Annotated in this window: 12 protein-coding genes; 1 reads left to right on the plus strand and 11 read right to left on the minus strand. The window is 40.1% G+C overall.

All coding sequences use genetic code 11. The features are described from left to right. The first annotated feature begins 31 nt into the window (after positions 1-31). A complete protein-coding gene (locus FRX97_RS05025; protein WP_147014053.1) occupies positions 32-484 on the plus strand; it encodes a ribonuclease H-like YkuK family protein in 453 nt (150 codons plus the stop codon). Between the two features lie 5 nt (positions 485-489). On the opposite strand, the gene FRX97_RS05030 is transcribed toward FRX97_RS05025, so the two are convergent. The 11 genes from FRX97_RS05030 to dapF form a co-directional block, all read right to left on the minus strand. Further along, positions 490-1,443 carry an AAA family ATPase gene (locus FRX97_RS05030; RefSeq protein ID WP_147014055.1) on the minus strand — a complete coding sequence of 318 codons (954 nt, stop codon included), beginning with the start codon at positions 1,441-1,443 and terminating at the stop codon, positions 490-492. 3 nt (positions 1,444-1,446) lie between these two features. Further along, positions 1,447-2,820 carry a peptidylprolyl isomerase gene (locus FRX97_RS05035; RefSeq protein WP_147014057.1) on the minus strand — a complete coding sequence of 458 codons (1,374 nt, stop codon included), beginning with the start codon at positions 2,818-2,820 and terminating at the stop codon, positions 1,447-1,449. Further along, on the minus strand, positions 2,804-3,658 hold the full coding sequence (locus FRX97_RS05040) for a hypothetical protein (RefSeq protein WP_147014059.1): 855 nt from the start codon (positions 3,656-3,658) through the stop codon (positions 2,804-2,806). The genes FRX97_RS05035 and FRX97_RS05040 overlap by 17 nt, the downstream gene beginning before the upstream one ends. Further along, on the minus strand, positions 3,658-5,589 hold the full coding sequence (locus tag FRX97_RS05045; protein WP_147014061.1) for a peptidylprolyl isomerase: 1,932 nt from the start codon (positions 5,587-5,589) through the stop codon (positions 3,658-3,660). The genes FRX97_RS05040 and FRX97_RS05045 overlap by 1 nt, the downstream gene beginning before the upstream one ends. 23 nt (positions 5,590-5,612) lie before the next feature. Next, entirely contained in the window at positions 5,613-7,088 is a 1,476-nt protein-coding gene (guaB, locus tag FRX97_RS05050) for an IMP dehydrogenase (RefSeq protein WP_147014063.1), read from the minus strand. Between the two features lie 169 nt (positions 7,089-7,257). Beyond that, positions 7,258-10,008 (minus strand): T9SS type A sorting domain-containing protein, encoded by a 2,751-nt coding sequence (locus FRX97_RS05055; protein ID WP_147014065.1) that lies wholly within the window; start codon positions 10,006-10,008, stop codon positions 7,258-7,260. A gap of 267 nt (positions 10,009-10,275) precedes the next feature. Beyond that, positions 10,276-11,172, minus strand: a complete 897-nt coding sequence (locus FRX97_RS05060; RefSeq protein WP_147014067.1) for a DUF2279 domain-containing protein — start codon at positions 11,170-11,172, stop codon at positions 10,276-10,278. After that, positions 11,144-12,553 (minus strand): phosphoglucomutase/phosphomannomutase family protein, encoded by a 1,410-nt coding sequence (locus FRX97_RS05065; RefSeq protein WP_147014069.1) that lies wholly within the window; start codon positions 12,551-12,553, stop codon positions 11,144-11,146. Before FRX97_RS05065 ends, FRX97_RS05060 begins: the two co-directional genes overlap by 29 nt. 80 nt (positions 12,554-12,633) lie before the next feature. Further along, positions 12,634-13,695, minus strand: coding sequence for an endolytic transglycosylase MltG (gene mltG, locus FRX97_RS05070; protein ID WP_147014071.1), 1,062 nt, complete (start codon positions 13,693-13,695; stop codon positions 12,634-12,636). Next, on the minus strand, positions 13,659-14,153 hold the full coding sequence (locus tag FRX97_RS05075) for a GNAT family N-acetyltransferase (RefSeq protein ID WP_147014073.1): 495 nt from the start codon (positions 14,151-14,153) through the stop codon (positions 13,659-13,661). The genes mltG and FRX97_RS05075 overlap by 37 nt, the downstream gene beginning before the upstream one ends. Then, complete coding sequence (gene dapF, locus FRX97_RS05080) at positions 14,154-14,909, minus strand: diaminopimelate epimerase (RefSeq protein WP_147014075.1); 756 nt, start codon at positions 14,907-14,909, stop codon at positions 14,154-14,156. Positions 14,910-14,918: the final 9 nt, after the last annotated feature.

Here is a 14,918-nt window from a genome sequence, read left to right on the forward strand (position 1 = left end):
CGTATATTCAAAAGCTTCAATACGCGTGCTTATGATTTCGAATTTTTACAAGGAGGATGGAACTGTGGTTCTAGATCCACTTCGATATGTCAACAATTGGTTATTGAAGCATCCTAAGGGTGAAATCCACTTGGGATGCGACTCCAAAGTAAAAAGAGGTTATGTAAAATACTCGGTTGCTATTTGTATGCGAGAGATAGGCCGTGGAGTTCATGAAATTTTTGGTACTAGAAACACTCCGAAACCAAAGGACAGATATTCTAGATTATGGGAGGAAGTCAATTTAGCTGTTCAGGTAGCTCATAAGTTTGATACCATCCCCTCTCCCATTTTTATTCATGTAGATTTAAATAAGGACCCAAATTACTTTAGTAACAGTCTGTACGAAGCTAGTTTAGGTTTTATAAAATCTATGGGATACAATGCGTTAGCAAAGCCAGATGCCTGGGCCGCCAGTTCTGGAGCCCACTCGCATTGCCAATAAAAGGCTTAAAGTAATTCCTGGATAATACTATCCACCGTATACCCCGCCGCCTCGGCCTTGTAATTGGTAATTATTCTATGCCTCAATACAGGGGCAGCAACAGCTTTTACATCCTCAATATCCGGGGCGAATTTTCCATTTAACAATGCGTGAGCTTTTGCTCCTAAAATAAGATACTGCGAGGCTCTTGGTCCTGCACCCCACGACAGGTAACTTTTTGCTAATTCGCTACCCTCTTGGTTAAGCCTAGTTTTACCCACTAATTTAACCGCGTATTCAAATACAGTATCCGTGACCGGAATTTGGCGAACTAAATTTTGAGATGCGAGAATGTCTTCTTGGGTAAACACCGGATTAATGGTTGCACTTGCAGACCCTGTAGTTCTTTTAACTATCTCTAATTCCTCCGAGAAGCTTGGATAATCCACCCAAATATTAAACATAAAGCGGTCTAACTGGGCTTCTGGAAGTGGATATGTCCCCTCCTGCTCAATTGGATTCTGGGTTGCTAAAACAAAAAATGGATTAGGTAAGTCTAAGGTTTTTCCACCGTAAGTAACCTTTTTCTCCTGCATGGCTTCTAATAGGGCCGATTGCGTTTTTGGTGGAGTTCTGTTAATCTCATCCGCCAAAACCACATTAGAAAATATAGGTCCTTTTATAAATTGAAATTTCTTGTTTTCATCCAGAATTTCAGATCCAGTGATATCCGAAGGCATCAAGTCGGGAGTAAACTGAATACGGTTAAAACTCAATCCCAATGCTTGGGAAATGCTATTAACCAAAAGTGTTTTTGCCAATCCCGGAACCCCTACCAATAAACAATGTCCCTTGCTAAAAATAGAAATTAGCACCTGCTGAATTACCTCATCCTGCCCAACAATTACTTTTGAAAGTTCTTGTTTAAGCTGATGCGATTTTTCTAAAAATATCTTTACTTGTTCGGTAGGGTTAGACATAAATTAGTTTGCTTTAAACCAGTTATAATTGAATTTGCAGGATTTAAACTCGTCGTTTACCCGCACATAGGTAGTTTTTAACTTCCTATCGATGTAATTTTCTAAAGCCTGAGCTTTTAATTCCGCAGAAGCTGCCTCCTGCAATACCTGGTAATCATCGTGAAGGTTTGCACGGTGTGGTTCGGTTTGAGATACCAACTTCACAATTCTATATCCATCTTTACCACCTGGACTCACGAATTTTTTGGGCTTAGAAATATCTCCCGCTTTCATTTCATCAATTACGAAAAACATCTGATTATCGATCTGAGAAAGCTGGGACATATCAATTCTAGGGTTCCCCGTAGCTGGATTGATAACAATACCACCACTGTTTTTGGTGTTTTCGTCATCTGAAAATTCACTCGCTATGGCTCCAAATTCTTGCTCACCGCTCACCACTAGGTTATAAAGTGAATCTAACAATTGCTTTGCAGCTTCCTTGTCCTCACCTGTAACCTTTGGCTTAATAAGGATGTGTCTCGCTCGGTACTTTTCACCTCTACGCTCAAGCATTTGCATTAGGTGATAACCGTATTCACTTTCAAATACCTTGGAAAGTTCACCATCTTGTAAAGACAAGCCTACCGCATCGAATTCTGGTACAAAGGTTCCTTTTTCAACCATACCTAAATCTCCACCTTTCGCGGCTGATCCTGGATCATCGGAATAAAGAACCGCTTGTGTTGCAAAATCTTTCCCAGATAAAATCTCTTTTCTAATCCCTTCCAGTTTCTGGCGAGCAGCCTGTTTTTGCTCCCTTGAAATCTTAGGGTACACTACTATTTGTGCCAACTCAACCTGAGAGTTAACCAGTGGTAAGCTGTCTTTTGGAATGTTGTTGTAGAAATCCTCTACCTCCGCCGGAGTTATTTTTACTTCTTGAGAAACCTGAGCCTGTAATCCTTGAATTAAAAGCTGTTCTCGGATCATGGTTCTAAAATCCTCCTTTAGTTGGACAATCGATTTACCATAATATTCCTCAAGTGCCTTTTTGGAACCAATTTGCTGAATGAAATAACGCATACGCCTATCCATATCAGCCTCTACTTGTGCTTCAGTTACCTCAACCGAATCCACCTTAGCATTATGTAAAAACAACTTTTGAGTAAGTAATTGCTCAAAAACAATACAAGGATCTGCGCTTGAACCAAATTGCTCGGAGTACTGAATTTTTTGTTCCTTAAATTCCGATGCAACCACTATTTCACCACCAATAACGGCTAGAATTTCATCTAGTATTTGGTAGGATGCAGTGTCTTCTTTTTGGGCAGTTGCAGTAAATGATATAAGTACAAGAGCTAAAAAACTCCCTAACGTTCTAATAAATTTCGGCATTTCTCTTGTTTAATGCTTCTTTAAACAGGTCGTTTCTCATGGTATTAATCAAATCAAACTTCCTGTCATTAATAATCTTAGCTCTAATTTCGCCCTCAACAAGTGAAACAGGGGCGAATTCTCCTTGCTCCTTAATTTCTAGGACATATAAATAATGATTAACGCCGTTTTCGGTAATTATTTTTAGCGGATCGCCTTTTAAGAGCTTATTTGGATCAAGTTTAATTCCTACCGCTTGGTTGAGATTGCTTAGCGAAACCCAGTTTTCGTCTTCAAAATAGATGATGGCTCCATGTCCAAGGCCATAAGCCTTTAGCTCTTCTATTTTAACTGGATCAAGGCTTCTTAACGCTCTAATTACCCTATACGGCTCATGGCTAGTACTTTCTAATCCTATGTAATAAAATCGGAACGCCGGCTCCTGCAACATGAAATTAGACTGATTTTCACGGTAATAGGAAACCACTTCATCAGAGGAAATTGCTGTATCCAATTTGTTTTGGAGCACAGCACGCTCATACTCATATACAATCAGAGAATTTCTGTAAGAGTTGATACGCTCCTCTATTTCATCCATACTTTCAAGCAAGTTCTCTTCGGCTTGCATTACCAGAACTTGCTCCTTTACCCAGGATTCAATAAAGCGTTTTACCACTCTAGCACTATCATCTTTGGGTAAACCAGTAACTGCAGCTATAGGAAGGTCTTTTTCGTAAAGCACACGTTCATTTACCCTTGCAACAGGTTTTCCTTTATCATCCCCTCTTTTTAATAAGTCGCAACCTATTAATAAAATGCAGGCAAAAGTTAGTATGCTAAACCCTTTGATGCTTCCCATTATTTAACGGTATATAATACCTCCTTATTTACTTTAATGTCATACTTGCCACGCAGTTCTTCTAACCACTCCTTTTCTAGTTGATTTTGATATGCTGCAATAACGGCTCCTCTTGCTTCCTCAAGTTTCTTTGGTCCAGCTGGAATAAAAGATTTAAAGTGCACAAGGGTGTAACGGTCGTTGTGTTCTTTTATTGGAGACACCCCTTTTTCCCAAGCAAAAAGATCCAGTAAATCTGAATCACCTTTTTCCTCAATAAGTTCCTCGGTGGTTAAATCCAATTTATTCTCCTCGCTGTACGTAGAAAGAAGTTTTTCTTCAGACCACCCCTTGTTTAGCTTTTTGGCAACCTTTTTCAGCAAGGATTTATTTTCGGATTTATAGATGGTAACTTCGGCTCTTTGTTTCCACACAAAATCATCTCTATGCTGCTCAAAGTACTGCTTTAAGCCCGTTGTATCTTGAATAGCTTTATTCCAAACCTTCTGATTCATCAAATCAAAAAGTAAAATCCCATCTCTATACTCCTTCATCAGAGCGCTAAACTCTGGGTATTTTTCTTCTAAATGGGTGTTTTCGTAAAGAAGGATTTTGTTGTTTTCCAATCTACTGTACAAGACATTAACGAAATACTTTATGTCTTCTTTTGCCGCTTTTCGTTGCAATTTATCAATGTACATTGCGAAAACCTTAGCAGTAATACCCGTATCCGCCCAAGTTGCCAAATATTGATTTCCAGCTTTCTTAGGTATCTCCCAGGTTCCTTGGAAAACTCTATCATCTACCCATTTGTAAAATTTCGCGATTTCGTTTTCGTTTCGTTTGTAATTGTACTCACGCTTTAGCTTTTCAATAAAAGCTTTGCGAGTGGTTTTAGAGCGATCATCACGCTTAATTCTATTCTCTATACGAGAACGCATTTCCTCGTAGGGAGCTAAGGGAATCTTTCTCTCCAACTTTACAATGTGCCAGCCATACGGTGACTTAAATGGTTCAGAAATGTCTCCAGGATTTTCTAATCCAAAAGCAACGGTTTCGAACTCATCCACCATGCGTCCTGCCCCAAACTCGTCTAGTAAGCCACCCTTATTTGCGCTTTTAGAATCTTGGGAATACTTCTTTGCCAATTCAGCAAACTCCTCTCCTGCCTTCACCTTAGTGTATAGCTCATCAATTTTTTGCTTGGAAAGCAAAGTGTCTCCAGCATATCTAACTAGGATATGGGAAACCTGAACTTTTCCACGAGAAGGACGTCTATCGTATATTTTAATCAGGTGATATCCAAAATTGGTCCTAATAGGGCCTACTATTTCACCAACCTTGCCGCTAAATGCAGCCTTTTCGAAAGGCCAAACCATTTGCATTCCTGTGAAATAACCTAAATTTCCTTGATTGGTCTTTGCAGAAGGATCTTCACTTTTTGCAGCAGCTACAAATTCAAATTCAGCACCTTCATCCAACTGCTTTTTAATTTTCATTATCTCCTTGTAGGGAGCTAAAGTATCTTCCGGAGGTGCTGTTCCTGATACCCTAACCAATATATGCCCAGCTTTTACCTCGTACTTTAGGTTTTCGTAAGCTTCCTTTATTAGCGCTTCAGTGGTTTCTTGGTCCGTTAAGTATGGGGCGGCAAGCTGACTTCTATACCCGCTTAACTCCTCTACAAAACTCGATACGGTATCCATACCCAAAGCTTCCGCTTCGGCTACCTTTAATTTGTAATTAACAAAAAGGTCCATGTACTCATCCAATGCTTCTGGTGAAGTATCTGGATTTGGGTTGTTTTTCTTAAAAACCGCTTCAAACTCATTGAGATAAACCGGCTGTTTATTCAATTCTAAAACAACGCTATTCGACTTTTCTTGATCTTGGCTAAAAGCTAAAACACTTGCAAACAACAAGACTAGCGATAGTACACTTCTAATTTTCATATAGGGTTAGGTTGGATGTAATTTTAAACAGCACTATAATTAGGTGCCTCTCTTGTAATGGCTATATCGTGTGGGTGACTTTCCTTCACACCTGCTGAAGTAATTTTAATAAACTGTGCATTTTTCAAATCAGCAATGGTTGCAGAACCAGTATATCCCATACCTGCTCTCATTCCACCAATAATTTGATGCATTACCTCAGCAGTACGCCCTTTGTAAGGCACTCTTCCTGTAATTCCCTCTGGAACTAACTTTTTAATATCATCTTCAGCATCCTGGAAATAACGATCTTTAGATCCTTTTTGCATAGCCTCTAAAGACCCCATTCCACGATAAGATTTAAACTTTCTTCCTTCGTAAATAATGGTATCACCAGGTGACTCCTCTACACCGGCTAACATAGAACCTACCATTACGGTATCTGCTCCACCAGCTATGGCTTTAACGATGTCACCAGTATATCTAATTCCACCATCTGCAATCACCGGAACTCCAGAACCTGCGATAGCCTCTGTTACCATAATTACTGCGGATAATTGAGGAACCCCAACTCCAGCAATAACACGGGTAGTACAAATAGAACCAGGACCAATTCCCACCTTAACTCCATCGGCACCCGCATCAACAAGAGCTTTAGCGGCCTCAGCCGTTGCAATGTTTCCTACAACAACATCCAGGTCTGGATATTCGGCCTTTACTTTCTTTAAAGTTTCTAACACACCACGACTGTGCCCGTGAGCCGTATCAATTACAACGGCATCTGTACCAGCGGCAACTAAAGCACCTACTCTCTCTAAAATATCGGCAGTAACCCCAACAGCTGCTGCCACACGTAATCTTCCGTACTTGTCTTTGCTACTATTTGGATGCTCCTTTACTTTAATAATATCTCTAAAAGTGATTAATCCAATCAAATTGTTTTGATCATCAACCACTGGTAGTTTTTCAATTTTATGTTGTTGAAGAATCTGTTCCGCTTCCTTTAAATCAACCGCCTTTTGCGCGGTAACAAGGTTTTCAGAAGTCATAACCTCCGTTACCGGACGACTAGGATTCTTCTCAAAGCGCAAATCTCTATTGGTAATAATACCAATGAGTTTATTCTCCTCATTCACTACCGGGATACCGCCTATTTTATTTTCAGACATAATCTGCAATGCATCTCTTACAAGAGCATCCTCACCCAGCGTTATAGGATCTTGAATCATGCCCGATTCAGAGCGCTTAACCTTGCGCACCTCACCAGCCTGACGATCAAGAGGCATATTTTTATGAATAACCCCAATACCTCCTTGCTGAGCAATAGCAATAGCCAACTGAGATTCAGTTACCGTATCCATTGCCGCCGAAACAACTGGTGCGTTCAGGGTAATATTTCTAGAAAACTTAGATTGTAATTTCACATCTCTTGGAAGAACTTCAGAGTATGCTGGAACTAATAGAACATCGTCGTATGTTAGACCGTCCCCTATAAATTTATTGTTTGAATTTACGCTCATCGGATTGCAGCTTTGCAGTTGTAAATTCGCGCAAAAATACCACTTTAAATTTAGACTTCACAGTTTTATAAGTGCGTGCTTTAACCCACGAAGATAATTCAAGGTTAAAAAAACAAAAAGCCCCCTCGAAAAAATCGAGAGGGCCTATGTAGTTTAATACAGATTTCGATTAATTAGGTTGGTAAACCACTTTATTTATCGTTATCTCGGTTGGTGAGGATACCTTTATAAAAAGCACCCCTGGGGTCAAATTATCGCTATTAATTTTTAGTTGAATAGGTTGGTTTGCTTTAAGCTTTTGATCAAGAACTAGGGCGATCAATTTCCCAGCAGCATCAAGTACTTCTACCTTCCAATCACCTTCTACTTCTGATTTTGCTGCTAAATTGATGCTCGCATTAAATGGGTTAGGATATAGGGAAAGTGAACCTGTTTTAAAACTCACGGAGCTTTTTGAAACTAATTCTGGATTTTCAACAACACCTTCTCCCTCAGAAAGTGTAATTCTATTATTCTCCTCACCCTCTTCTTCTCCATCACCTTCTGTACCTGCAATTATAATAGAAGGATTACAAGGGTCCTTATACTCGCAACCACCCAGGTAATCACCATGTGCTAAATGGGCAGCAACTGCAGACTCATCCACACAAATCATGTTTTTACCGTTGTGACAAACAATTACTTTTGGGTTATTTGGCTTACCACAGGTAACATCAACAATACAAATTTCCTTTTCTACAGTTACCGAACAACCATTCGCATCGGTTACCGTTACGGTATAGGTAGTTGACTGGGTAGGACAATCGCTAATACTAGATGCTGTTGAACCTGTATTCCATAAATAGGTGTAAGGCGCATCCCCGCCATTTACATCAGCGTAAATATCTATACACTCATTAGGTCCATATCCAACGTACACAGCCTTATCTCCTTCAATGCTGGCATCCAATCTTTCGGGGTTTTCCAACACAAAAGTTTGCTCCGCGCTAGCACCCGTGCCGTCAATAACTCTTAAAGTGTAAGTGCCTGCCGGAATATTATTTAAATCTTGAGTAGTAGCCCCATTCGACCACAGGTAGGTGTAATTGCCACACCCGCCATCTACAGTAGCATCTATAAATCCATCACTGGCACCAAAACAAGAAACATTTCCAGAACCATATTCTGAAACTTCCCCGGTTATCACCAATGGTGTTTGCTCAACATTTACTACCGAAGAACAAGAATCGGAATTACCGTAAATATCTGTTAAGTACAGCGTAATGTTATGTTCTCCAACATCGCCGCAATCAAATTGTGATTGACTTAGCGTAGCTTCAGCTATCATACAAGCTGGATAATCTGACCATAATTGGGCAGGATTTAATGTAGCTAGACCATTCTCCCCAAGGGTAATGGTTACATTCTCGCAGGATGGATTTAATGTCCATGGCGCAACATCGACCATAAAAGTTATGGTAGAATCTAAACCATCCTCATCGGTAGCAGTAATAGTTACCTGAGTTAAGGCCTCGTAGTATTCTGTAGCGGTCCAAAACCAGTTTCCAGCTGAGTCGTTATCTTGAGTAACCTGACCAGATGAAGCAGAGATGGTTACCACATCCAATCCAACATCAGAGAAAGTCCCTGAATTGGTTGCATAAACACATATGTCTTGAAAAACAGTATCAGAATTAACGGTTGGAACCGGAGCAACATCCCTAACTATCAATTCAAAATTGAAATCCTCTGTAGAACATCCAGCTGAAATAGAAACAGTAACATCAGTTGAGTTATCTGGACCATCGTTAGAGACATAATACCATGACCACTCTCCTGCTGCATTATCTATAGCGGCCACTCCCATACTAGCGGTTATAACCGCATCTCCAGCAGCTCCAGGGGTAAAAGTCCCTTGCAGCCATGCCGTATCCGCCTCATCCACAAAAAGTTGGTTTACGAATTTGTTAGAATCAGTAGATGATGAAAGTGACAAATTATCTATGGCAGCATAACCAGAAGAATTAAGCTGGTCGATCAATAGGGTTACGAACCCATTGGTTGCTGTGCTAGCATCCAGGTCTACATCTATCTCAGACCAGTTAAATGTGTATGGGTCGGCTCCAGGAACAGTTCCCTCCGCTTCACCTTCATCTAATAACCTACCAGGATTTCCAAAATCCCAAGTCTGAGAAGGCGTATCGTAAAGTTTAAAATTAAATTTCGGAACATTGACACCAAAAGGTCCTCCACAACGAGGTACGTCGATGGCAGAAACGATCATATTAAGGTTTACGTAATCTAAATCCTTTCTATCGAACGTAAAGGCAATTTTATCATCCTGAACCGTACTTAACATCCCAAGACAATAATTACCACCTAATCCTTGAGGATCTGAGTACTGCCCTTCAGGACCGTTAATCTGCATAGTTTCAACCGTCCACATTTGATCAAAACCATCACCGTATAAATCTCGAACGAGATTCTGCGCAAAGTCTGGGGCACAATTCCTGAAATTCGTGTGAGCAGGATTTTCAAAATCGTTTTCGTAAACAAGGTTTGATCTTACTAAAATCTCGAAACCTTCTTTTACCAACATTCCCAAATCGAATTCGGTAACGGTAACGGTAGCGTAACAGGAAGCTTGATTTCCAGCAGAGTCTGTAGCAGTAAGGGTTACTTGATTTTCTCCAAGATCGGCGCAATCGAATTGAGTAATATCTAACTCGAGATCGGCCAAAACTGTATTATCGTAGGAACCATTATCCACCATTGTCGCGGTGATGTACGCTACGCCATACTCATTCAATTCAATTTCTACGTTGCGACACCTTGCAACAGGTGCAATTGTATCCTGCTGTGCTATTACAGGAAACGAAGAGATGACTAATAAAATGAGGGAAAACAATTTTAAGGGAAAAGAGGTAAAAAGTTTTTCCATAGGTTAAGGTTTGGTTGGTTGGTCGGAGCGGTAAAACCTTTAGTATTCTACCTGATTAAAATCAGTTTTCAACCTGATTTGATACCAAAATAGGCTTTTTTACTTGGATTCCAATAAAAAAACTGACAAAGTTTTATCCACAATCGATAAGTTGGGCTGCTATATCGTTTATAGACTATAGAATTACGTCTAAGCGCATTATTAAAACAGCCACCTTAACACTAGTAAATTATTAAACTTCGAGAACACGTTGTAGAAGGATATTTGCTAGTACGGAAAACCGAAGGACAACTCTCTTTGTTTTGTACACCAAAAAACTCCGGGCATCGGTATTTTAATAAAATCTAAAAGTTTCAACCACTTAATTGCCTTGCTATTATTTGGGAGTAAACGGGTTAATTTCACATCCAAAGCAAGGGAAAATTTTGAGCTTCGAAGAAACTCTGGAATCAGCATTCCATCTTGATTTTTATCTGGGTTTTTGGATCCACCCAATAAACCTTCAACTCCGTATCCCAGCGACAACCCGAAAACATCGGACCAATGATCCTTTTCATTTTTCCACAAACTGAGCCAATAAATTTGCCCATTGTAATCTTTAAAAAATCGCTCTACCCCCCTCTTTCCCAATAGTTCGGGCCTATATTGTGCGTAAGGAGAAGGCCGGTATGAAATCCTCAAAGAGAATCTAGCTTGCATTCGATCTGGAAGGCCCGCAAGACCAATACCAATTCCATTGGCAACAAAATCACTTAGAGAAAATCCATATCCAGAAGAAAATCCATCCAGCACCTCGATACCTGTGTAAAAGATGGATGTACTCAATAGCGCCCACTTTTTAGCGTTGCTAGACTCGAGTCCACTTAGTTCACAAAGTTTAATGTTAGAACGTGTCACTTGAAAAGCAGACATAATATGACCCGCCTTATCCATGCCCCTCCATTGGTGGATGTCGTCGCGAAACTTAAAATGCGAAAACCCATCTTGATACCAGAAAATAGAAAGACCTACCTGCGAAGATGCAAGTAGGCCAATTTCTACTGGAATAATAGGAAAAGACTTTCTTTTGATACTATCTCCCTCCATTGCATTTAAGGGAGAAGCAGTAACAAGTAAGCAAATGGTGATTAGCTTATTAATCCAAAATTTCCTGCTTACAGGCATTTAATATATCCTCGGCTTTTTGCAATGTTTCTGCTTCAGCATAAGTTCTAAGCACAGGCTCAGTTCCCGAAGGGCGAATCATAACCCACTCATCCTCGTTAAAGAAATACTTAAACCCATCGATTTTTTGGATATCCGCAACCGACATTGAGCCAAAAGATTTGAATTCATCTTTTTTACATCGCTCTATAATGCTCTGCTTTACAGATTCCGTTAAATGCAAATCGTTACGTTGGAAGGCAAATTTTCCAACAATAGCATATACTTCATCAATCAACTGCTCAAGGCTTTTACCTGACTTAGCCATATACTCCCAAATAACTAACCCCATCCAAATTCCATCTCGTTCTGGAACGTGACCTTTAATTGCAATTCCACCAGACTCCTCTCCTCCAAGGAGTACATCTTCGCTAATCATATGAGAGCAGATGTATTTGAAACCAATCTTCACTGTTTCATGCTCCAATCCAAAATGATCGCAAAGCTGCTTCACCTTAACAGATGCCGAGAATGCTGTCACGACCTTTCCAGTCATTTTCTTTTGCTCGACTAAATATTTAATCAGCAAAAGGATAATATGGTGTGAATCGACAAATTCTCCTTTGGAATTATACAGACCAATTCGATCGGCGTCTCCATCCGTTGCAAGACCAGCAGCAATATCTCCGCTATTTTTTATCAAATCGGAAAATTCCAAAAGATTTTTGTGGATAGGCTCTGGCGCCTGCCCCATAAAACCTGGGTTATCCTCACAATGAAGCAATACCGCATCGGGTAGAATCTTTCGAATAACATTCTGCCCCGCCCCATACATGGCATCGTATGCGAACTTTAATCCGGAGTTTCTTATTGCATCGAGGTCAAAATTCTCCTCAACAGCGGCAATGTACATGCCTTCTAGATCTATATCCTGAATAAGCCCTTTTGCCTGAAGTGCTTTGAACTCCTCTTCATCGTATTTAAAATCTGAGCTATTCGGAATTAAATCTTCAATTTCTTGGACCTTTTCGGGCAAAAGTGGACCACCATAAGATCCTTTAATTTTGTACCCGTTGTAAGCTGGAGGGTTATGACTTGCTGTGATAACAATACCTAAATCCGCATTTTCTTTACAAGTGCCCAGAGACACCATAGGAGTTGAAACAAAGCCTGAGGCTAATTTCACCTGTACGCCACCCTTAGCGAAAACAATAGCAGCTGTTTTGGCGAACATTTCACCAGCAAAGCGACAATCGTGACCAATAATTACCGATGAGGTTCCATTTGTATTATCCTTTAACCATTGCACCGTTGCCTCGGTAACTCTTGCTACATTTTCTACGGTAAACTCCTTGGCTATAATAGCTCTCCATCCATCCGTTCCGAACTTAATTGGGGTCATTTATAATCTTTTTTTATTCTGGCTAAAGTATAGCCTTTACTGTTAAACATTTATTGATAATCCATTACCGAATGGTATAGCTATCTAAAAATTTTCCTTCTATTCAATTCTCGGTGATACCGTTGTGCATTTGACAAATGCTCTCGATAAGTTTTGGCGAAGTTATGATATCCTGAAAAATCTTCCTTAGCACAGAAGTACAGATAAGCATGACTTTCGGCATTTAAAGTTGCATCGATAACCTTGGGACTTGCAATATAAATAGGTCCCGGCGGTAACCCCTTATATATATAGGTGTTGTATGGCGACTTGATCTTTTTATCCTCATTTAAAACCCGCCCCACCTTATTCATTTTAACCTTTAACAGATAAACCAAGGTTGGATCTGCTTGGAGTTTCATACCTTTTTTCAGTCGGTTTAAATATACCCCAGCTACCCGTGGCATCTCATCCTCTTTGGCTGTTTCCTTTTGCACTATAGAAGCCAAAATAAAGACCTGCTCCTTACTTAAGCCCAGTTTCTTGGCCTTTTCCAATCTAGAGGTATTCCAAAATGCCTGTTGCTCATCCAGCAATCGCCTCACCACCTGGACACAGGAGGTATTCCAGTAAAATTCGTAAGTATTTGGTATGAGATAAGTTCCCCGAACATCTCCCTTAACCCCTACGAGAGTAGATTCAAATTCATCCACCATACTTAGAGAGTCGCATTCTAAATTATGAGAGAACTGCCCGAGTGCTTCTTGATAAGTTCTTTTTGAGCTTAGCGTAACCAAAATTGGATCTTGAATTCCTGCTCTTAGTTTTCGAATTAAATCGAGGTTGTTTAAATCCGGAGCCAACACATATCGTCCACCCTTTATTAATGAGGGGTACCCCATTAATTCCGCCATCCATTTAAAGGTATACTTATTGGAAATAACCTGCTTTTTCAGGGAGTCTAAAACCTCCGGGTACGTTGCATTAGAAGGAATATAAAGTACCAACTCCTTGCTAGACTTAACATTTGGCTTAAGGGCTATAAAATATCCAGCAAAGGCTATAAGCACCGCTAATAACACCAGTGATATTAAGGCTCCCTTTAAATAGGTGGAAAATTTTGGCTTTACAGTATTTTTTGAAACACGTTTACGTCTACCCACTGATCTAACTCTCTTTTACTTTTTTTCTTTACTCCTATCTTTTCGAATCCAACCGAAGGAAATAACATTAGGCTGGATTCGTTGCTTTCAGAAACCTCCGAGAAAATATTTCTCAAACCCAGGTTTTCACGGGCACTAACCAATGCTTTTTGCATTGCTTTTTTAGCTATCCCTTTTCCTCTACTCCCCTTTTCGAGCAAGATGGCCAGATAACCTGATTGATGGAAAAAATCAATGTCGTATAAATCTATACTCCCAACTGCCTTTTCCTGAAACTGAACCACCCAACGCATGTGCCTTGCTTCATACACATCAACTCCGTGAAACAACCATTGCTTAAGCACCTGTTTACTAATTTCCTGTCGCGTATCTCCGAATATCCAATTGGATCTATCGTTTTCTAATTGATAGAAAAAATCTAAATCTTCTGGTTCCGGTGCTCTTAATATAATATCCATTTAAACTGCAATCTCTCCCCTAAAAACAAAAGTAGCAGGACCGGTTAACCAAAAAGTGCCTTCGCCTTTTCTATCCACCTTTAGCTTTCCACCTTTAGTTTCCACTAAAACGGAATTTATGCTAACATCGTCTTGTAATACAGAAATAGCCACAGCGGTCACTCCCGTACCACATGCAAGGGTCTCATCCTCTACTCCTTTTTCAAAAGTTCGCATTTTCACCTGATGTCCGCCAATTTTCTCGAAGAGGTTAACATTTACTCCTACGGGAGCAAACTCCTTTCTCCACCGAATTGGTTTGGCAATTTCATATATATCGCAATCATCCAGGTTATTTACAGAAACACAAACATGAGGCGCGCCAGTATTTATAATAAACTCCTGGTTTTTCCACTGGCCCTTTTGTGGCACCATCATTTCTAATTTAACTAGGTCTTGCTCTATAAATGCCAAGTGCTTCCCGTCGAAAGCGCTAAATTTAACTGCTTCCTTTCCGGTTAAATGGTGGTAAAAACGAACCGCGCATCGGCTACCGTTTCCACAAAAACTAACCGAACCATCCGCATTGAAGTAATCTAAATGAAAATCTACTCCAGACCGATGAGAAAGAATCATTAGTCCATCGGCTCCCACCCCATATTTACGGTCGCATATCTTAGAAACTTCAGATGCGCTAATTTGTATTGAATGTTCTAGGGCATTGATAATAACAAAGTCATTTCCCGCACCTTGATATTTATGAAAATTGAGTTTCATGTTGCAAAG

The organism is Luteibaculum oceani, assembly GCF_007995015.1.
Classification (GTDB): domain Bacteria; phylum Bacteroidota; class Bacteroidia; order Flavobacteriales_D; family Luteibaculaceae; genus Luteibaculum; species Luteibaculum oceani.